General features: G+C 63.0%; 19 protein-coding genes. 5 read left to right on the forward strand and 14 right to left on the reverse strand.

All coding sequences use genetic code 11. From position 1 onward, the window contains the following. The first annotated feature begins 17 nt into the window (after positions 1–17). Positions 18–1,655 carry a fucose isomerase gene (locus tag HNR05_RS08770; RefSeq protein ID WP_179578666.1) on the forward strand — a complete coding sequence of 546 codons (1,638 nt, stop codon included), beginning with the start codon at positions 18–20 and terminating at the stop codon, positions 1,653–1,655. Positions 1,656–1,721: 66 nt separating this feature from the next. On the opposite strand, the gene HNR05_RS08775 is transcribed toward HNR05_RS08770, so the two are convergent. Further along, complete coding sequence (locus HNR05_RS08775; RefSeq protein ID WP_281369876.1) at positions 1,722–3,152, reverse strand: NCS2 family permease; 1,431 nt, start codon at positions 3,150–3,152, stop codon at positions 1,722–1,724. A 198-nt stretch (positions 3,153–3,350) separates the two neighbouring features. Between HNR05_RS08775 and HNR05_RS08780 the strand changes: the two genes are divergently transcribed. Further along, positions 3,351–4,628 (forward strand): uracil-xanthine permease family protein, encoded by a 1,278-nt coding sequence (locus tag HNR05_RS08780; protein WP_179578668.1) that lies wholly within the window; start codon positions 3,351–3,353, stop codon positions 4,626–4,628. Between the two features lie 63 nt (positions 4,629–4,691). On the opposite strand, the gene HNR05_RS08785 is transcribed toward HNR05_RS08780, so the two are convergent. Genes HNR05_RS08785 through HNR05_RS08795 form a run of 3 tightly spaced genes read right to left on the reverse strand, consistent with a single transcriptional unit; the run spans position 4,692 to position 6,798 of the window. Further along, positions 4,692–5,024 carry a peptidase gene (locus HNR05_RS08785; protein ID WP_343062527.1) on the reverse strand — a complete coding sequence of 111 codons (333 nt, stop codon included), beginning with the start codon at positions 5,022–5,024 and terminating at the stop codon, positions 4,692–4,694. Further along, positions 5,021–6,220: an inorganic phosphate transporter gene (locus HNR05_RS08790; protein WP_179578669.1), complete on the reverse strand. Its 1,200-nt coding sequence runs from the start codon at positions 6,218–6,220 to the stop codon at positions 5,021–5,023. The genes HNR05_RS08785 and HNR05_RS08790 overlap by 4 nt, the downstream gene beginning before the upstream one ends. A gap of 17 nt (positions 6,221–6,237) precedes the next feature. Beyond that, positions 6,238–6,798 (reverse strand): NUDIX domain-containing protein, encoded by a 561-nt coding sequence (locus HNR05_RS08795; RefSeq protein ID WP_179578670.1) that lies wholly within the window; start codon positions 6,796–6,798, stop codon positions 6,238–6,240. 130 nt (positions 6,799–6,928) lie between these two features. On the opposite strand from HNR05_RS08795, the gene HNR05_RS08800 reads away from it, so the two are divergent. Then, complete coding sequence (locus HNR05_RS08800; protein ID WP_179578671.1) at positions 6,929–7,183, forward strand: mycoredoxin; 255 nt, start codon at positions 6,929–6,931, stop codon at positions 7,181–7,183. Between the two features lie 18 nt (positions 7,184–7,201). Here the strand turns inward: HNR05_RS08800 and HNR05_RS08805 are convergent, their stop codons facing one another. The 4 genes from HNR05_RS08805 to HNR05_RS08820 form a co-directional block, all read right to left on the reverse strand. Next, positions 7,202–8,233 (reverse strand): 6-phosphofructokinase, encoded by a 1,032-nt coding sequence (locus HNR05_RS08805; protein WP_179578672.1) that lies wholly within the window; start codon positions 8,231–8,233, stop codon positions 7,202–7,204. 114 nt (positions 8,234–8,347) lie between these two features. Beyond that, positions 8,348–10,534, reverse strand: coding sequence for a DEAD/DEAH box helicase (locus HNR05_RS08810; RefSeq protein WP_179578673.1), 2,187 nt, complete (start codon positions 10,532–10,534; stop codon positions 8,348–8,350). A 257-nt stretch (positions 10,535–10,791) separates the two neighbouring features. Next, the gene (locus HNR05_RS08815) at positions 10,792–11,148 is read right to left on the reverse strand and encodes a DUF6804 family protein (RefSeq protein ID WP_179578674.1); all 357 of its coding nucleotides are present in this window, start codon (positions 11,146–11,148) and stop codon (positions 10,792–10,794) included. Between the two features lie 49 nt (positions 11,149–11,197). Further along, positions 11,198–13,114 carry a DUF2207 domain-containing protein gene (locus HNR05_RS08820; protein ID WP_179578675.1) on the reverse strand — a complete coding sequence of 639 codons (1,917 nt, stop codon included), beginning with the start codon at positions 13,112–13,114 and terminating at the stop codon, positions 11,198–11,200. Between the two features lie 84 nt (positions 13,115–13,198). Between HNR05_RS08820 and HNR05_RS08825 the strand changes: the two genes are divergently transcribed. Continuing rightward, positions 13,199–13,477 carry a metal-sensitive transcriptional regulator gene (locus tag HNR05_RS08825; RefSeq protein WP_179578676.1) on the forward strand — a complete coding sequence of 93 codons (279 nt, stop codon included), beginning with the start codon at positions 13,199–13,201 and terminating at the stop codon, positions 13,475–13,477. Continuing rightward, entirely contained in the window at positions 13,474–14,844 is a 1,371-nt protein-coding gene (locus HNR05_RS08830; RefSeq protein WP_179578677.1) for a M20/M25/M40 family metallo-hydrolase, read from the forward strand. Before HNR05_RS08825 ends, HNR05_RS08830 begins: the two co-directional genes overlap by 4 nt. A gap of 90 nt (positions 14,845–14,934) precedes the next feature. On the opposite strand, the gene HNR05_RS08835 is transcribed toward HNR05_RS08830, so the two are convergent. The 6 genes from HNR05_RS08835 to HNR05_RS08860 are packed head-to-tail and all read right to left on the reverse strand — an operon-like array spanning position 14,935 to position 20,463. Continuing rightward, positions 14,935–15,354: an HAD-IA family hydrolase gene (locus HNR05_RS08835; protein WP_218868852.1), complete on the reverse strand. Its 420-nt coding sequence runs from the start codon at positions 15,352–15,354 to the stop codon at positions 14,935–14,937. Between the two features lie 31 nt (positions 15,355–15,385). After that, positions 15,386–16,432, reverse strand: coding sequence for an SIS domain-containing protein (locus HNR05_RS08840; protein WP_179578678.1), 1,047 nt, complete (start codon positions 16,430–16,432; stop codon positions 15,386–15,388). Between the two features lie 28 nt (positions 16,433–16,460). Then, complete coding sequence (locus HNR05_RS08845; RefSeq protein ID WP_343062528.1) at positions 16,461–17,309, reverse strand: carbohydrate ABC transporter permease; 849 nt, start codon at positions 17,307–17,309, stop codon at positions 16,461–16,463. After that, complete coding sequence (locus HNR05_RS17575; protein WP_343062529.1) at positions 17,306–18,241, reverse strand: carbohydrate ABC transporter permease; 936 nt, start codon at positions 18,239–18,241, stop codon at positions 17,306–17,308. Before HNR05_RS17575 ends, HNR05_RS08845 begins: the two co-directional genes overlap by 4 nt. Before the next feature lies 1 nt (position 18,242). After that, positions 18,243–19,541, reverse strand: a complete 1,299-nt coding sequence (locus HNR05_RS08855; RefSeq protein ID WP_179578679.1) for an extracellular solute-binding protein — start codon at positions 19,539–19,541, stop codon at positions 18,243–18,245. 13 nt (positions 19,542–19,554) lie between these two features. Then, positions 19,555–20,463, reverse strand: a complete 909-nt coding sequence (locus tag HNR05_RS08860; protein WP_179578680.1) for a BadF/BadG/BcrA/BcrD ATPase family protein — start codon at positions 20,461–20,463, stop codon at positions 19,555–19,557. Positions 20,464–20,548 lie beyond the last annotated feature (85 nt).

Consider the following 20,548-nt stretch of genomic DNA (forward strand, 5'->3'; position numbering starts at 1 on the left):
AGAAAAGGACCCGTCGTATGACCAGTTACACCCTTCCCTCGCCCCGTGCTGTCGTGGCTGCACCCCCACGCACCGTATTCACTGTCTCGAGCGGCGACCTGCGCCCCAGCGCCAACGAGAAGTGCTGGCCCACCCAGGTGAAGTTGGAAGCAGAATTCACGTCGGCCGTGAATGACCTCGGCTGGGAGGTTGTGCGCGGACATGCCCCCGACCCGGTCAAGGGTCACGGCTTCATCGACAGCCAGCGTCACGGCATCGAGGTGTTCAAAGACATCCCCCTGGATGTTCCCCTCGTCGTCGTCGAGGCGGTCTGGCAGTACAGCCATCACGTACTGGCCGGCCTGCGCAGCCACCGCGGCCCGATCCTCATCGTCGCCAACTGGGCCGGTGACTTCCCGGGGCTCGTCGGACTGCTCAATCTGACCGGGAGCCTGACCAAGGCCGGGGTGAAATACTCGGCCCTGTGGAGCAAAGACTTCACCGATACCTGGGCACGCGACAACCTCAACACCTGGCTTCAGACCGGCACGATCACGCACGACCAGAGTCACGTGCGCGACCTTCCCGCCCTCGACCCGGCCAGCCCCGAGGTTGAACTCGGCATCAGCCTGGCTCGTCAGCTGAAGGCCGACAAGGCCATCATCGGCATCTTCGACGAGGGCTGCATGGGCATGTACAACGCCATCATCGACGACGAGCTCTTGAACCCCCTCGGCATCTACAAGGAGCGCCTGTCACAGAGCGCCCTCTACGCCGAGATGCTGCAGGTGAGCGACGCCGAGGCCCATGCGGTCAAGGCGTGGCTCGACGCGGCCGGCCTCACCTTCCACTTCGGCGTCGACGAGGCAACGGAACTCACCGAAGCGCAGGTGCACAGCCAGCTCAAGATGTATGTGGCCGCCGTCCGCATCTCCGACGACTACGGACTCGACGCCGTCGGCATCCAGTACCAGCAGGGTCTCAAGGACCTCGTTCCGGCGAGCGACCTGGTCGAGGGCTTGCTCAACAACGTCGAACGCCCGCCGGTTTTCTCCCGCGATGGATCGCGCGAGCTCTACGCCGGGGTTGCACTGCCGCATTTCAACGAGGTCGACGAGGGGGTCGCAGTTGACGCACTCATCACGAACCGCGTGTGGACTGCGATGGGTCTCGACCCGGCCAACACACTGCATGACATTCGCTGGGGTGAAGAATACGACGGCGAATTCGTCTGGGTGTTTGAGATCTCCGGTTCGGTGCCGGCCTCCCACAACGGCGGCTACGACAAGAGTTACAGCATGCGTCAGCCACCCATGTTCTTCCCGAAGGGCGGCGGAACCCTCAGTGGCGTCTCCAAGCCGGGCGAGATCGTGTGGTCGCGTGTGTTCATCATGGACGGCGTGCTGCACGTCGACCTCGGCCGCGGCCACGTCGCAGACCTCCCCGCCGAAGAGACGCAGCGCCGCCTCGACGCGACAGACCCGCAATGGCCCATCATGCACGCGGTTCTTGACGGCGTGTCCCGCGATCAACTGATGGCCCGCCACAAGGCGAACCACGCCCAGGTCGTCTACGCCCCCGATGCACAGACCGCAGACAAGGCCCTTCTTGCCAAGGCTGCGCTCTTCGCCGAACTCGGCGTCATCGTGCACCTCTGCGGAGACGTCGCGATCTGATCCACACTCGCGAGCAGAGGAAACGCCCGTCCCCGATCGGGACGGGCGTTTCGTTGTGCCTTGGAGCTATCCGCCGATCCATCCTTCGATCGGTCCGCGCACGAAGAAGACCAGGAAGCCTGCAGCGACGACCCAGAGCAGCGGGCTGATCCCCGAGGCCTTGCCGGAGAGCGAACGCACGAGCACATAGCTGACGAAGCCCGCACCGATGCCGTTGGCGATCGAGTAGGTGAGCGGCATGATCACGATGGTGAGGAACACCGGCAGCACGATCGAAAACTCGCTGAAATCGATGAAGCGGATCTGCGACACCATGAGCGCTCCTACGATAACCAGGGCCGCACCGGCGACCTCCAGCGGCACGATCTGAGTCAACGGCGTGAAGAACATCGCCCCGAGGAACAGCACACCCGTGATGATGTTGGCGAAACCGGTGCGCGCCCCGTCGCCGATTCCGGCGGCCGACTCCACAAAGACAGTGTTGGACGACGCTGAGGCTGCCCCACCGGCCACAGCCCCCACACCCTCGACGATCAGAGCGGACTTCAGTCGCGGGAAGTTGCCGTTTTTGTCGGCCAAACCCGACTCGTTGGCGAGTCCGGTCATGGTGCCCATGGCATCGAAGAAGTTGGTGAAGACGAGAGTGAAGACAAGCATGACCGCTGCGAGCACGCCGATCCGTTCGAACGCACCGAAGCTCACTTGTCCGACCAGGCTGAGGTCAGGCAGCGACACGATCTGGTTGGGCAGCACGGGAGCGTTGAGGTTCCAGCCGTCGGGGTTCGTACCCAGCGACGGCCCCACCGTGAAGATGGCTTCGAGGATGACGGCGACGATCGTGGTCGTCACGATTCCGATCAGCAATGCGGCCTTGACCTTGCGTGCCATCAGCACGCCGATGATGATGAGGCCGAGAACAAACGTGGCGGTGGGCAAGCTGACAACCGAACCGTTGTCGCCAAGCTGAACCGGCGGCGAGTTGGCACCGGTGGCACGCACGAAGCCGGAGTCGACCAGGCCGATGAACGCGATGAACATTCCGATGCCCACGGTAATCGCGATCTTGAGTTGCTGCGGAACAGCGGTGAAGATCATCGCACGGAGGCCGGTCGAGGCTAGCAACACGATGATGAGGCCGTTGATCACGACGAGGCCCATTGCCTCGGGCCAGGTCACCTGGTGCACGACGCTCACGGCGAGGAATGAGTTGATGCCGAGGCCGGCCGCGAAGCCAAACGGCAGGCGAGCAATGGCACCGAACAGGATCGTCATCACACCGGCTGTGAGCGCCGTGACCGCGGCGACCTGCGCATTCGGTAGCCAGTTGCCGACCACGTCGACCGCAGCCTGGTCGGCGCTGAAGCCCCCCAGGATGAGTGGGTTGAGAATGACGATGTATGCCATCGTGACAAAAGTCACCAGACCACCGCGGAATTCCCGCCCCCAGGTCGAACCGCGAGTGCTGATCTCAAAGTAGGTGTCGAATCGGGCCTTCAGACCCGAGTTCGATGAGGATGCGGGCGTGGGGGTCTGTGTGCTGGAAATGATTTTCTCCTGAAGCCAGAACAGCGGATTCTCAAGGAATAAGTATAAATGCTTGACTTGCACTCGAGCGACAGGTAAAAGCGCCGGTCCAGGGCCCGGTCTTTTTACAACTACCATCGGCAAGGATCATTTTCACAGGAACGAGGAACGATGGCGCTGCCCTGGACATTGCACGGTGACGGAAAAACGGTGGGAGCACACGACGTCGTCGGGCCCCAGCAGCGGCTGACGTGGCCGCGGACGATCGTCATCGGTGCCCAGCACGTCGTGGCGATGTTCGGAGCGACATTCCTCGTTCCGATCCTCACCGACTTCCCGCCGAGCACCACGCTGCTCTTCTCGGGTATCGGCACGCTTCTCTTCCTGCTGATCACCAAGAATAGGCTTCCGAGCTACCTGGGCTCATCGTTCGCGTTCATCGCGCCGATCACCGCGGCCACCGCCTCGGCCGGAATGGGAAGCGCGCTCTTCGGCATCGTCGTCGTGGGCGCCATGCTGGCCGTCGTCGGCGTGATCGTGCAGCTGACCGGAACCGGCTGGATCAACGCGCTCATGCCGCCGGTCGTCTCCGGTGCCATCGTCGCGCTGATCGGCTTCAACCTGGCCCCGGCCGCAAAAAGCAACTTTGACAAGGCGCCGCTGACCGCGCTCATCACTTTGCTCGCCGTGATCCTCTGCTCGGTCCTCTTCCGCGGGCTCCTCGGCCGACTCTCCATCTTCGTCGGCGTCGTCGTCGGCTATGGTGCGGCCGTCCTGCTCGGTGAGGTCAACTTCAGCGCGATTGCGGATGCGGCCTGGATCGGACTGCCCGAATTCAACTCACCGGCTAACGTGTTCGAGAACCCCGCCGCAGTGCTCGGCGTGCTACCCGCCTTCCTGCCCGTCGTACTCGTGCTGATCGCCGAGAACGTCGGCCACATCAAGGGCGTCGCCCAGATGACCGACCCGAGTGTCAACGCGGTCACCGGCCGTGCACTCATGGCAGACGGTCTGGCCACCATGCTGGCCGGCCTCGGCGGCGGTTCGGCCACCACGACCTATGGCGAGAACATCGGGGTGATGGCCGCGACGCGCATCTACTCGACGGCCGCCTACTGGGTCGCGGGATTCGTTGCCGTGGCTCTGGGCCTCTCCCCCAAAATCGGCGCCGTGATCAACACGATTCCGAACGGCGTACTCGGTGGCGTGACCACCGCGTTGTACGGCCTCATCGGCATCATCGGCGTGAAGATCTGGCTCGACAACAAGGTCGACTTCGCACGCCCCGTGAATCAGTTCACCGCAGCGACCGCGCTGATCATCGGCGTCGCCGATTTCACGGTCAACGCGGGAACGCTCAGCTTCAACGGCATCGCACTCGGCACAATCGCCGCGATCGTGATCTATCACCTGATGAGCTGGATCGGTCGCGCGCGTCAGACGCTCTAGCGAAACCGTCACGACACGGATGCCGGGTGTGCTCTGCACCACCCGGCATCCTGCGGTTCCCGCCTATTTGTGCAGAAAAGGCACAATCAGATAGACGCCATAGAGCACGGCTCCCGCACACACCACAAAGCAGCTGTAGGCGCCCACAAGAGCGAACTGCTTCTGTCGGTCCGTCAACGGGTTCGCCGCAGCGGCCTTACGCGCACGCTTGGCCTCTTTCGCCGCACGAGCAGGCGTGAGCACCGTGATCGCACCGGTGAACTCGGCCGGGTCGACGGAGGGGATGCGTCCCGCAGTCGTCAGCAGACGGATGCCGAGCGAGAACAGGCTCACGGTCACGCTGGCGGCAACGATCGTCACGACCGCAACCGTGAGAAATGCCATCACTTCGATCACTGCGCGACCTCTTTCCGATCACGCCGATTGGGCTTACGCGGTGTCTTACGAATCTTGACCACTCGACCGGCGTCGTCAATGTCATTCACATTCACGGCGTTGTCGTGCGAGACATTCTGACGGCGCGACCACCAGAAGATTCCACCGATCACGATGGCGCCGATCACCGTGTCGAGGATGATGCCGATGGGGCCGAGCAGCGCGAGTCCGGCAGCGAACGCTCCCATGATCGCCGAGGCGGGAAGCGTGAGCACCCAGCCGAGGGCGATCTTGCCGGCCATGCCCCAGCGCACGGTTGATCCGCGACGGCCCAGACCGGAACCGATCACAGATCCGGACGCAACCTGAGTTGTGGACAGCGCGAAACCCAGGTGGCTGGAGGCAAGAATGGCAGCGGCTGTGCTCGTCTCCGCTGCGAAGCCCTGGGCCGGTTTGACCTCCGTCAGTCCGCTGCCCATGGTGCGGATGATGCGCCATCCGCCCGAATAGGTGCCGATCGCGATCGCGAGTGCACAGGCCGCGATGACCCAGAACTCCGGGCCGCTGCCGACGGCTTGGAAGCCACCGGCGATGAGTGTGAGGGTAATCACGCCCATGGTCTTCTGCGCGTCGTTGGTTCCGTGGGCGAGCGCGACAAGCGACGACGAGAAGATCTGACCGTAGCGGAACCCACCGCGACCGTCTGGCTTGCCGAGCTGGCGGCGTGTGATCGCATAGGCGAGCTTGGTAGCTGCAAACGCGGCGAGCCCGGCGATTGCCGGGGCGATGATCGCGGGCAGGATCACCTTCGAGAGCACGACTCCGTAGTCGACGGAACCGAAACCGGCCCCGATGATTGCAGCACCGATCAGGCCACCGAACAGAGCGTGGCTGGAACTCGAGGGAAGACCGCGCAGCCAGGTGATCAGGTTCCACACGATGGCCCCGATCAGGCCCGCGAAGATCATCTCCGGGGTGATGTTGATTCCGCCTTGACCCTCCTTGATCAATCCGCCCGAGACGGTCCTGGCCACTTCAGTGGACAAAAACGCACCGACCAGGTTGAGGATTGCGGCCACAGTCACGGCTACCTTGGGCCGCATGGCCCCCGTGGCGATGGGGGTGGCCATCGCATTTGCGGTGTCATGGAATCCGTTGGTGAAGTCGAAAACAAGTGCCAGTACAATGACCAGCACGACGATGAGGGAGAGTTCCACCGGCGTCTTTCTCTGCGTTAGGAACCGCTGGAATCGGCTGAAATAGCCGCGGATTCAGACGTTGAACGGGACCCGGAAATCGGACCCGTACGATCCTGACACTCACGAGCAAGCTGGTCAACTTGAACGGTGTGTCTTCGGACAGTTGCCAGGTCCGCCCCAAAGGTAAAGGTGGCAACTATGGCTTTTCCTGCGAGCACTCCCGGCAGCCAGTACCGTGCGTCGTCCCACATTTCATCAAGCGGCAGCGCCTCGAGGTCGAACCATTCCGGGTTCAACTCGTCTGATTCGCGTGGCGTGCCCGACCAGGCTGTGCACACGAAAACGCTGGATTCCTGACTCCACGCCTCGCGGTGGGGAAAAAGGTAGGTCAGGAGACCGCGCGGCTGAAGATCGGACTCCGCGACCACGAGGCCCGACTCCTCGGCAGTCTCACGCACCGCGGCGGCCAGTGCACTCTCGCCCGGTTCGAGCTTTCCCCCGAGGCCGACGAAGTTTCCCTCGCCCAGCCCCTTCTTCTTGCGCCCGAGAAGCACCTGGCTGCGACCGTCGCCGGTGTCTCGAATGAGATAACTCACGCAGACTTGAGGCAACGGCATATCTCAAGGGTAGCTTCAGCAGCCACGTCAAGCTGGGAAATGCTGACAAGGCTGCGGAGGCGACCCTCGCTTGGGCCCGGGCGTCGGACTCCTCGGTTAGGCTCGTCGTATGGATTATGTGCCTGAATCAGGAACGATCACGATGTTCACCACGACGTGGTGCGGCTACTGCACACGGTTGAAGACACAGCTTGATCGCGTCGGCATCGGCTACACCGAGGTCAATATTGAAGAGGTCGCCGGAACAGCCGATCTGGTGATGAGCCTCAACGGCGGCAACCAGACGGTTCCGACAATCCTCTTCCCCGACGGCTCGAGCGCGACGAATCCCTCGTTGGCCCAGGTGCAGGCCAAGCTCGCCTAGCCCGTTTCGTCGGTCTGGTTAGCCGAAGAGGATGCGTGCCTCGTCGTAGCGAGACTGTGGCACCCGATTCAAGGTGCCGACGGCATCCGCGATCGATACCGTCTCGATCTCGGTGCCACGCAGGGTGACCATCGACCCCCATGCCTGGTCGTAGACGGCCTCGATCGCTGCCATGCCCAGCCGAGTGGCGAGCACACGGTCATAGGCCGACGGAGCACCACCACGTTGAATGTGGCCGAGCACCGTCGAGCGTGATTCGATTCCCGTGCGCTCCTCGATCATCGGCGCGAGAACGTCGGCGATGCCGCCGAGGCGCGGGCGGTTGAACGCGTCGAGGCCCTTGTGCGAGTGCGCCTCCCCCATATCGTCGAGTTTGAACCCCTCGGCGACGACGACCAGCGGCGCGCGGCCACGATCGCGCACCGATTCGACCCATTCGCAGATCTGCTCGATCGTCTGTGACTGTTCGGGGATGAGGATGGCGTGAGCGCCGCCCGCCATACCGGAGTGCAGGGCGATCCAGCCGACATGGCGTCCCATCACTTCGAGCACCATGCAGCGACCGTGCGAGTCTGCGGTTGTGCGCAAACGGTCGATCGCCTCGGTGGCGATCTCGACGGCCGTGTCGAATCCAAACGAGTAGTCCGTCGCGGCGAGGTCGTTGTCGATCGTCTTGGGCACGCCGATGACGTTGATGCCGCCCTCGTCGTGCAGACGGCGGGCGGCGGTGAGCGTTCCCTCGCCACCGATCGCGATGATGGCGTCGATGCCGTTGGTATCCAGCATCCGCTGAATGTTCTCTGGCCCACCCCCCTCGCCCTCGAACGGGTTGGTGCGGCTCGAGCCGAGGATGGTGCCGCCCTGGCGAGCCAGGCCGCGCACATCGTGCCGCTCGATCGGAATGATGTCGCCTTCGACGACGCCCTTCCACCCCCACCGGAAGCCGACGAACTCGGCGTCGTGGGAGATGACGCCCTTCAGCACAGCGCCGCGGATGACGGCGTTGAGCCCGGGACAGTCTCCACCGCTAGTGAGGATACCGATTTTCATGTGGCCGCTCCTTGATGAGGGTGAACTAAGAACGGCGCCATTACCGTCTACACATCATGCTGTGCCGAGCCCCGCAGACCCAAATCCGCAACGGCCCGGCACCTCTGCTGTGGGCTACAGCGCTCCGTCGAGTGCCTGCGTGAGCAGGTAGATCAGCGCACTGGCCTGCACCGAATCCGCCGACGAGATCGGTTCTTCCGACCCATCGAGGGCGCGGGCTGCGAGCCCCTGCTTGCTGCCGATCAGTTCGGCGATGCGCGCATCGATCGTGTGCGCAGCAATGATTCGCCAGGCCGTCACAGGCTCTTCCTGGCCGATTCGGTGCACGCGGTCGATGGCCTGCGTCTGCTCGGCCGCCGTCCAGCTGAGTTCGGCGAGCACCACGTTCGAGGCGGCCTGCAGATTGACGCCAACACCCGCCGCGGTGAGCGAGCAGACGGCGACGGCGACCTCAGGGTCGTTGTTGAACGCGTCGATGGCAGCCTGGCGAGCCAGGGCGCTCTGGTCTCCGCGCAGCGAAACCGTGCGCAGATCGCGCTTCGCGAACGTCTCTTCTGCGAGATCCATCACGTCGATGTGCTTCGCGAAGAAGACGACCTTGCCCACCGAGCGGGCCAGCTGGGCGGCGTAATCCGCCGCGAGGCCGGCCTTCGCCTGACCGATCTTGCGCACCATGGTGAACACGTTCTCGCCCGTCGTGGTGCCCTTCGACTCCTCGAGTTCGGCGTGAGCGACGGCACGAATGAACTGCTCGCGCTGCTCGTCGTCGGGCACCATCAGCTTCTTACCGGTGCTCTTGGCGGCGACAAGCGCCTTGTAGCGCGTGACCAGGCGGGCACCGAGTTCACGTTCGGCCTGGCGGATTGAGCGGCCCAGGTCGTCGTCGAGTTCGACGGGCAGGTCGGCGATGCGCTTGGCCGGCAGATCTGCCGCGACGTCAACCTTGCGCCGACGCACGATTCCCATGTCGATCACTGCGGCGCGCGCCTCGGCGTAGAAGCCGAGGTCTGCGGGGGTCAGCCCCGTCGCCTCAAGTTTCGCCATCAGCACGGGTGCCGGCTTGTCGCCGTCGATCCAGCCGAGGAACTGCCAGATCGCCCGGAAGTCGTCGACATCATTGATCAGCGGCGTACCGGTGAGAGCCATGAGCAGCGGGTTTCCACCGGGCGTGCGGCGGCGGATCTGGTCGGCCAACGACAGCACATGCTTCGAACGCTGCGACTGCAGATTCTTAATGAAGTGGGCCTCGTCAACGACCATGCCCTTGAACCCGAGGGTTCCGAGCCAGGCGAGGTGCCGGTCGAGCACATCGTAATTGACCACGACCACATCGGCGAACGCGTCGAGAGTGTCACCGTCGCCGTGAATGACCGTGGCACGACGGTTCGGCGTCCACAATTCGACTTCGCGGGCCCAGTTCATCTTGACGACGTTCGGGACGATGGCTAACAAGGGGTAGGAGTTTGACACGGATGCGGCGAGCAGGCTTTGAGCCGTCTTGCCCAGACCCGGCTCATCTGCCAGCAGGTAGCTGCGGTGGCCGAGACGGGCGCTCTCGATGAAGCGGGCCTGGTGGCGCATCAGTTCCATGCCCGACGGGGACAATCGGTCGAGGGTCGGCGCCTCGGGCAACTCCATGGTGGCCGCCTGGCCTCCCGAACCGTATTCGAAGGCTTTGAAGAGAGGGCCGAGCAGCTCCCAGTTCGCCAGGCGGCGCGCAGGGACAACCGGCTTCGCGGCAACGGCGCTGAAGTCGGGGGCCAAGAAGGGGTTGGCCAGCTGGCGGGACTTTACCGATTGCGGGATCACCTGGTTCTCAGGCAGCTCGGGTTTCGCCTCTGGTTCGCGCGTGATGATGAGCTCGTCGGGGCTGAGGTCCGCACCGGATTCGAGCAGCCAGTCACGGCGAAAACGTTGCGCGACGGTCGACACCGACGCATCGGGCTCCAGCAGCGTGATCAGGCTGGTGTCGCGGGCCGCGGTCTTGGCCAAAATCTGGGCAATCCCGTCGAGGCGTTTCAGCAGTTCGGCCCGGTTCGCATCGGTCACGTCGGTGTCGCCTTTGACCCGGGCGCGTTCCTCGCGCATCAGAAGCGCGATGACCTGATACTTGATGCGGTTCGTGGGTCCGAGCTTGCCGCCAGTTTGCGCCTTCGCCTCGACCTCGCGCACCTTGCGGGCGAGAATCGGGATGATCGGCGCGTCGTCGTCACGCGAGCGCGGGCGCTGCCGACTGCGACCGCTGTCTGCGCGAGGGGCGCGGCGAGGCGAGCCGCTCGACTGCTGGCGGGTATATGGCATTCTTCTCCACTTCACGGATGCCACGGCGGGTGCGACACCCTGGTGGTGCCGCTTGCCGCCTGTGGCTCCATAAGAACCAAACTCGTCGATGTCAGTGTGCAGTGCTGCTGGACCACTGCTGCTGGATCGAACGAGACGCCAAACCCTGAATCGAGCATCGTGATGATTGCCCGACAACGGTGAAAACGTTGTCGTTCAGTCTCACGGTCGAGACGGTGACCGGATTCTCCAGGCGCCGTACCAGTGTACGCCGTCGATTAGTCCTGGCGCACCGGAACTTTCGTTCGAATCCCGACGATAATGAAATACAGCGCGGCGATGAACTGAAGTGACACCCAGCCCTGACCGTGCAGCTCGATCACGAAGACCGGGTTCCAGATCAGTGCGATCGGCACCAACCCGACCAGCCAGCCCCAGCTTTTCGCCTGAATCACGAAGACGCAGATGATGACGGCCAGAATACTGACGACGTAACGGACGATGATGAAACTGTCGACGTCGAGAAGCGCAAGCCCGGCCATCAGAGCGATGGCACCCAGCAGCCCCGGAGCGAGTGCCAAACGGCTGAACGTTGGTTCGACCGGCGTTCCCAGGGGACGTTTGTCTGCGCGCATCCCCTAAGCCTACCGAGGCCCCGCCCGACGAACGACCGCGTGAACAGTGCTACACGCCCCCGCCACCACCACCGCCACCACCGCCACCGACGGATGCACCGCCGCCGAACCCGGAACTCGACGAGCTTGACGCGGTGCCGGACCAGGCCGAACTCGACGCGCCCGAGAGTGAGCCGATGGCCGAGCCGAAGGCGAGCGCGTTGAAGGCTGACGACCCCCGGTACCAGTCCGGCTCGGTGTCGCTTCGGGAGTAGTAGTCCCCGAGCACGGCCGACCATTCCTTTTCGAGACCGAAGAGCTCCGCATACGGCACAACGCGTTCGTACAGTTTCAACACCTGCAGGGGGCGGTTCCCCTCCTCGACCGCCGTGCGTTCCGCTCCCCCCGGGCTCTGCAAGAACCGCAACCGATCAGCCTCAGCCAACTCGATGTACAGCCGGAGACCGGCGAGATAGTCGCGAAGCTCGGCGCCGGCCGGGGTGAGGGGGCGCACGGAGGAGACCGCGATCAGCGCCGCGATGGCGGCTCCCATTCCAACCACCAGGGTGCCGAACGGAATCAGGCCACCGATGCCGTCGGACAGTGCCGCGAGACTGCCCCCGCCAGAGAACACGAGCGCGACAACGCCGAGTGCGATCAGCCACCCGCGCTCGGCGCCGCCGGGAGTCACGCGCAGTCCGTCGTTCACGACCTGCGTCCTCGAAGCGGCGATGAGCTTCTGAAGTGCCCGTGCCAACTTCGAGTCAGTCGTCGCCAGGTTTCGAGTGTCGCCTGGCGGCAATCCGGGAAAGAAAGCGGTCAGCACGGACAGTTCCGTCGCATCAAGCCCGTCGGCGTGCACAAGTTCGATGAGGTACTGGTTCTTCTTCTTTCCGTCGGCATCGAGCAGGCGCAGGTTTCCGCGCACGGCGAAACTCAGGATCAGAGACGGGATCACGCGCTTGCTCGTTCCCGTCACCTCTGCCGCGGTGAGCAGGTTCACACCCTTCGGCGGAAGATACTCCGCGATGATGGTCGGCCTGCCCGACGCGTTCCGCCAGCGCGTGGTCCGCAGTACCACTGCGAGCCCGAGAGCGATCACTGCGGCGAGCGCGCCGGCCAGTCCGATGCTCGGGAACACGTTCGCGGTGAACGACGTGTCCCGCGGAACAAAGGTGCCCGGCGCGAAGCCGACCACAATCGCCAGGCCTTCATGGGGCGCAAGGTCGTGCGCGACGGCCGAGATCTGCGTGCCGGTGGCATCCGTTGAGACCTTCGGTTCGGCGCAAACCACGGTGGACGACGCGGCACCCTGCAGACAGCGCACCTCGCCCGTGAACATCGGCGCAATCGCCGGGTCGAGCGTGAGGTGTGCCGTCACGCTGCCGAAGGGCTGAGCCCAGCCGGTGCCGTTGATCTCCCAGAAGAACTCCTGATCGGTCGCGTCGTTTGGTTGCAGGGTCACGTTGGTCTGGCTGAAGGTGATGACGTAGGTCTGCGCACCGTGCACGTAGTTATCGCCGGCGATGGTGAGCTCACGGTAGTCTCCGCTGTCATCGGAGCTGGTCTCCTGGCTGAAGCTGCGCGGCGTGCCCGACTCGTCGGTGACGCTCTGTATCGTGAGGTCTGTCGTGTGGCCGTCATAGTCGGTCGGGATTGCCCGACGGATGCCGCGGTTCTGGTCGATTTCGGGGAAGCGGGCGACGATCGTCTCGGTGGTGGTGAGCTGCGAATGACCCTCCGGTGTGAGGCCCAGCCGCAGGTCTGAGGTCCAGGAATCGAAACTGAAGTCAGCGGTGCCGCCGAGCGGACGAACGAGCGGTGAGGATGCGCCGGTTCGTGCTGTCTCGGCCCGTGCGGTGTCGGCCCGTCCTGTGTCGGCCCGAGCTGTGTCAGCCACGGCGAGCGAGGGCGCGGTGAGCGCCAGTGCGGTCAGGCTGAGTCCCGCGAGGGCTGTCAGAACCAGGAGGTGAGGCAGTCGGCGCATCCGGCCAGCCTAGCTTCGGCAGCGCCCGCATACCGGCAGATCGGGCACGAGCTGGTTTGACTGACCGAGCAGTACGCTAAGGCCATGATCGAAGACATCAAACGTCGTGCCCTGCACCGCACACGGATTCTGGAAGGCCAGATGCGGGGCCTCGAGAAGATGATCGAGAACGAGGACTACTGCGTCGACATCATCACCCAGTCGCTGGCCATTTCGAAGTCGCTGGGTTCGCTCAACAAGCTTCTGGTCGAGAATCACCTGCGCACGCACGTGACCCACATGTTCGAGGCCGGCGGCGACGAACGCGAGAACGCCGTCGAAGAGCTGTTGCGTGTGTTCGAGCTGAAGAACAACCGCGCATGAACCCACACGCCCAGCGACCCGCTGTCGCCTGGACGCTCGACGACGCGCAGGCCGTGTCCCGATTCCAGGCGCTCCTTCGCATTCCCACGATGTCGCGCCTCGATGAGAGCGACACCGACTGGGCCCAGTTCGACAGCTTTATTGCGGCGCTCTGCGACCACTATCCGGCCAGCCATGAGGTTCTCGAACGAGAACTCGTCGCCGGCCACTCGCTGCTCTACCGGTGGCCGGGCGCGACCGCCGAGAACCCCACGGTTCTGATGGCCCACTATGACGTGGTTCCGGCGACCGACGACGGCTGGACACATCCGCCGTTCGCCGCCGAGCTCGTCGACGACGGCAACGAGAAACAGATTTGGGGTCGGGGAACACTCGATGATAAGGGCGCACTCGTCGCAATCCTCGAGGCCGTCGAATCGATGGTCGCCGCCGGTTTTCAGCCCGCCCACGACATCTATTTGAGCTTCGGTCACAACGAGGAGACGACGGGCCAGGGCGCCTGCGCCATCGTCGACCTGCTCCAGGCCCGCGGCATCCGCCCCGCACTTGTCATCGATGAGGGCGGCGCTGTCGTCACGGGCATATTTCCAGGAGTGAAAGCTCCCATCGCAGTTGTCGGTGTGAGCGAGAAGGGCATCACCAGTGTGCTGCTCACGGTGAACCAGTCGGGTGGCCACGCCTCCACTCCCCCACGGATGACGGCGACGGTGCGACTTGCACGTGCAATCACGCGCGTGAATTCCAACCGGTTTCCCGCACGATTCACCGACACGAACTTTGAAATGATCCACACGCTGGGGGCGCATTCGAGCGGCCCGCTGCGTTTCATTTTCATGCATGCCCGCGCGTTCCGGCTGCCACTCGGCGCCCTGTTCGGACGATTGAGCGATGAGACCAGTGCGATGGTACGCACCACGACAGCCGTCACACAGCTCTCGGGGGCGCAGGCTGCGAACGCGCTGCCCGAGCAAGCGAAAGCCGTCGTGAATGTGCGGATTGCCCAGGGGTCGACGGTGGCCGCAACGCTGCACCACATTCGACGATCCGTACGCGACCCGCTGGTCGAGATTTCCATCGAGCATCCGAATGAGCCATCAAACGTGTCGCCGACCACGGGGCCGGCCTGGGATCTCGTGCGGGAGAGCGTCGAAGCAACCTACCCGGGAACCATCGTCACGCCCTACGTGATGCTGGGGGCGAGCGACAGCCGACATTTCACCCGTATCAGCGACCATGTCTACCGATTCAGCCCGTTCGAGATGAGCCGTGACGAGCGCGGCACGTTGCATGCAATGAACGAACGCATCGGGGTGGGAACGTTCCTGCGTGGCATCGAGTTCTTTCAGAGAGTGATCGCGGCCCGCTAACTCGTCCTAGCCAGGCCTCACATACTGCTGATCAGTCCCGGTAGATCGTTCATTGAACAAAATATCGTGGTCTCGGACCCCGCCAATGCGTCAGCCGAGCACACGCATACCAGCAGCACGGGCAGCGTGCACGCCGTGCTGACCGTCTTCAACTACCGCACAGCGGGCTGGGGTGACCCCCATCGTCATCGCCGCATGCAAAAAGAGCCCGGGGTCCGGCTTCCCCTCTGCCACGTCCTCTGCGCTGAAGATGCGCCCATCTAAATGGTCGATCAACCCGGTCAGGGTGAGGGAGAGTCGAATCTTCGAATGCAGCGGCTCCCCTCTGAATTCTTCACTTGCTCGCTGGAATTTTTCGTCGGTTCCACCCACGAATCGCGTGACGATTTCGTCGATGGTCAGCTCCCAACCCAGATCAGCCAGCACCCGTTGGTCCACCTGTGTGCCGACCACCTCGCTATCGACACGGACCCCGTCGCAATCGAAGATGACACGTTTCGGTGACGTCATCCGCTCACTCCCCTCTGGCACACTCTTCGATTCAGGCCTGAACGGGCAGTTTGATCTTGGTGTCGTTCTGCGAGTACAGGAAGTCTTCAATGGTGAGCCCGCGTTCGGCGGCCGCAGCTTCAGCGAACAACTGGACGACCACGATCTCGGCAATCGCTCGCGAGAATCTCTCGACACCGTCGGGAAGCCGGACGATCTTGAGGTTCTCGTGTGCGATCGCGCTGAGCGCCGCGTCGTCGGCCGCAGTCACGAGGAGGACTTTAACTCCGGCCGCGACCTGCGACGCGATCATCGGCAGTTCCCGACCATCACCGAAGACGACGAGCCCGGTGCCCGCTTTGCCGGCTTCCATGGGTCCGTGCAGGTATTGGAAGGTCTCGTAGGCGGCCGTTGGAATACGCAGCGCCTCCCGAAGGACGAGAGCGCTCTGTGCCGCCGAGGTGTAGGAGTATCCGCGCCCCACGCAATCGACGGAGCCGACTCCCGCGAAGTGCAGGGCGAGGTCGCCGGCGCTCTGCCCGTACCCGGCCAGCGCGTCCGCGACCATCGAAGGTACGGCAGCTTCGTCGATCGCCGCAGCTGAATGCCCGACCGCTCGCAGCAGAGCGGAATACGCCATGAGTGTCGCATTGTAGCCGACGGTGTAGACGGGCGAATCAGGGAATCCTCCCAAGCCGATTGCCGAATCGATGACCTCGGAGATCGCCGCACCCGGAAAGTTGGTGATGCCGATCCGGTTGCCCACGGCGAGCTGCCGGGCCACATCGATCGGTTCTGGACTCCGACCTGATTCGGAGACGATCACATAGTGATCACCGGGTTCGAATCCCTTTGGTGCGTCGAAAAGGTCGGATGCCGTGAGGTTCACCGCACGCACGCCGCACTCGGTTAGCGCAGTGACCAACGCATTGGCTGAGTGGCTCGAGGCCCCCATCGAGATGATGGCCACGGTTTGGCCGGGCAGCCACGGGGCGAGCTGCGCGGCATCGAGCGACGCCCGGATGCTGACCGCTGCCTGCGCCAGCGTGTGTGGCTGGTCCCACAGTGCGGTCGTGAATGCGATGTGTTCCGATGACATGAGAATCCTTCGAGGTGGTGTCGAGCCGTCAGCTCTTGACGGCTCCGGCGCCCAGGCCGCTGACGACTTGACGCTGGAAAACAATGGCGATGATGACGGGGGGAAGCGCGGCGATCAGACCACCGGCGGCCACAAGACCGAAGTCGGTCGTGTACTTTCCGGCGAATTCCGAGATCGCGATCGGAAGCGTCTTCGACGCATCCGAGGACGTGAAGATGAGTGCATACATGAACTCGTCCCAGGCGAGGAGGAATGCGAACATGATGGCGGCGAAAATCCCAGGCTTGGCGGACGGCAGGATGATCCGGAAGAGGGCGCCCAACCGTGACGTCCCGTCGATCCGTGCAGCCTCCTCCAGTTCGACCGGAATCGTGGCGAAGTAATTGCTCAAAATCCACAGTGTGAATGGGATCACGAGCGAGCAATCGACGATGATCAGTCCGACCCGGGTGTCGAGCAGGCTGGCGGAGCTGAGAATCAAATACATCGGGATCAGCAAGGCGATCTGCGGAAGCATGTACGTCGCGAGGAAGATCATCAGTGTCGTCCGACGGAATTTGAAGGTCAATCGTGCAAAGGCGTAGGCGCCGAGAATTCCGACAACCATCGAGATTGCGACGGTGGCGGTGCCGACCACAAGCGAGTTGACGAACGCTGCCCGGAACGATTGCCCGACGGTACTGTTCGGGTTGAAGAGGATGTCGCTATAGCGGTCGAGGAAAAGCGTCGAGGGAAGCCACCGCATCGGCCGTGTCACCAGATCGCTCTGTGGCGAGATGCTGACCAGCAGCATCCAGAGCACCGGAGCAAGGCAGCCGATTCCGACGACGATTGCGGCGACATGAGTCAGGATCGAGATCCGGGTTGCGCGTTTCACAGGAGACTCATTTCTGATCGACGGAGCATGCGCAGATAGATGGCTGACAGGGCGAGGATGGCCAGAACAATGATGACCGAAATCGCGGACCCCAGACCGTAGTTCTGCTCAGAGAAGGCCGTGACATAGGTGAAGTAGGAAATCGTCTGAGTTCCGTTGGCGGGACCACCCCGGGTCATTGCATAGATGATGTCAAAGACTTTGAACGCTTCAACAGTTCGCAGCACCAGCACCAGTGCGATCGATGGAACGAGAAGAGGAAGAGTGACGGAGAAGAACGTGCGGAACCATCCGGCGCGGTCCATTCGCGAAGCCTCATAGAGTTCGTTCGGGATAGCGGTCAGGCCGGCGAGAAGGAAAAAGGCCACGAGAGGGGTCGTCTTCCACGCATCGGCCACGATCACGAGGTTGAGCGCGGTGAAGGGGTCAGCCAGCCACACCTGATACGAGTCGATGATCCCCAGCTGGCTGAGCACAGCGTTCAAGGCCCCATATTGCGAGTTGTAGATGCCCTTCCAGAGCGCCGCGTTGACGATGGTGGGGATGGCCCACGGCAGAACGACGAGCGCTCGAAACAGCCACCGCATGCGGAGCTTGGCGTTGAGTAGCCAGGCGACGGCGAGGCCGAAGATGAGCTCGAGCCCGGTCGAGACGATCGTGAAATAGGTGGTTCGTCCCATGGCCGACCAAAACCCACCGTCGGTCAGAGCCTGCACATAGTTGGCGAGGCCGACGAAGGGAGTTTCGATCGCAACGGCCGACTGCACCTCGAAGAGAGAGATGAAGACAGTGCGAAGAAGCGGGTAGAGGATCACCCCGAAGACGGCCAGTGCGGCCGGGACGAGCAGCCAAAAGGCGAGGCGCCCTTGCCGTTCTCCTCGGCGGCGCACCGCGGGCTTCGTCTTCGACGTGACCGTTGCGATCGAAACCACGTTAGCCCTCCAACAGTTTGTTGGCCTGCGCGACGGCGTCGTCCATGGCCTGCTGCGGCGTCTTGTTTCCGAGGAGTGCGTTCTGAACTTCAACCTGGATGATCTGCGATGCCGAGGAGTAGTTCGGAACGGCCGGACGCAGAATTGATGCCGCAAACGCTGTGTCGGCGATCCCAAGGACCTTCGGGTTCGTTGCGATGATCTCCGGCAGTGTGTACGAGTTCTTCCAGTTGGGCATCGCGCTCTTCACGAACTGGTTCTGGGATGCCTCGCTCGTGGCGAACTCGATGAACTTCCAGGCCGCATCCTTGTTCTTGGAATTTGCGGCGATAGAAAGTGCCATCGAGCCGTTCACACCGGGGCGATCGCCTGACGGTCCGGCCGGCGTCGTCATGACGCCCATTGTGTTGACAACGTTCGAGATCGACGGGTCATCGAGGTCGCGCATCGTCGATTCCCAGTTGAGACCGAATGCGGTTTCACCCTGGGCCAGTGTTTTTGATACATCGTCTTCGAGGAAGGTCGTCGAGCCGGGGTTCGACAAGCCCTCGTCAAGCGAGGCCTTCATGAAGGTGAGCGCGTCGACGCCTGCCTTCTCATTGATCACGAGTTTGCCGCTGGAATCGGTGAATTCTCCGCCGTATGCACCGAGCAACTGGGCATAGTCGCAGATGAGAGCCTCAGCCTGAGCCCAGCTCCACGCGATCGGGTATTCCGAGAGCCCCGCGCTCTTGATTTTGCGGGCGACGCCCAGCACACCGTCCCAGGTCTGCAAATCTGCGTCGGTCGCTCCGACCTTGGACATCATGTCTGTGTTGTAGAAAAACAGCTTGGTGGACGGCCCCATCGGAACGCCGTAGTACTTGTCCTGGTACTTGGCCGTGGGAAGAACACCGCCGAGCATCTGCTCTTCCCATTCCTTCGGGAACTTGTCGGTGACATCGGCGATGATGCCCTTCGACGCGAACTCTGCGGGCCAGATGACGTCGATCATGACGGCGTCGTACGTCCCTGACGGCGCGGCGGTCACGATTTTGTCGTGCAACGACTCGTAGGAGACGAACGTCGGCTTAACCGTGATGCCCGAGTTCTCCTTCTCAAACTGGTCGATGATCGACGCGAAGTCGTCTTCGGTCAATCCCGCCTGCTTCATCAGAAGCACGTTGACCGTGCCGGTACCGTCGCCGGCCGCGCCGCCATTTGATGTGGCGCCCGTGACGCTGCAACCGGAAAGGACAAGTGCCGAAGCGGCAACAATGCCGCCAAGCAGAGTCATCTTTCGTAGTGAATCGTGTTTCATTTCAGCCTCCTGACTATCGTGTAAAGCTCTGTGAATGCAGGAGTCGACCAAGGGTGATCGCTCCGGCGACCGGCGCAGTCCTGAGGACTTCGACGGACAATGAGGGGGCCACGGCCTGGACGTGGCGGCGGATGCTGTGCTCGAGCATCGGCTGGTTGGTGACGACGCCCCCGGCCGCGATCACCGCTGTCGCGACCGCTCCGCGATCAAGGACCGTCTGTACGGCGGCGGCCAGCTCAGCAGCACCACGGTCAATGACGTCGACGGCGTCATGAGATCCCGCATCCGCCGCCTCGAAGACCACCGGAGCAAGACTCGCCCAGGACTGCATCGTGGCCCGGCGGGTGAACTCATACGAGAGCGCGGGAATGCTCGTGACGCCCAACTGGGCTTGGAAGAGTTCGCCAAGAACGTCGGTTTTTTCACCCCGGTCGAACCGGCGCAGGATGGCAACGACACTTTCCCTGGCCAGCGCCGGCGCGCTTCCCGGGTCAGACAACATCCAACCGTGTCCGCCCACCGACACGACGCCACCGAACTCGTCTCGCCCGATTGCGATGGAACCCGTTCCCGCGATCAGCGCAATCGCCTGCGATTCCCCCGCTGCCGGGCCAAGCAGCTCGGCATCGTTATAGACAGCGAGTGATCCGCTGAAAACTTCACGAAGAACGTCGGTGAAATCAGAAATCTGCTGGGGTGAGTCACAGCCGTGCGCACCGACAACGAGCGATGTGGCCGACTGGTCACTGAGATAGGACTCGAAAAGCGCAATCAGAGCGACAGCACTCAACGGGTGAATCAATGTGTGGTCGTACTGCCAGGAGAGAGTCGCAACGACGAAGTCCGCGATGATTGTTTCTTCCGCCTCATCGACCACCCTGACGTGCGTTTTGGTGCCACCGATGTCGATTCCGACGATCATCCGAACCCGCTTCTTTGCGCTTCTTGATTGTTCAGACGGAATCGAGCCGATTCTCGCCTACTTCTTATTGATCACAATGAAAAGA

This window comes from Leifsonia psychrotolerans (assembly GCF_013410665.1).
In the GTDB taxonomy this organism is placed as follows: Bacteria; Actinomycetota; Actinomycetes; order Actinomycetales; family Microbacteriaceae; genus Cryobacterium; species Cryobacterium psychrotolerans_A.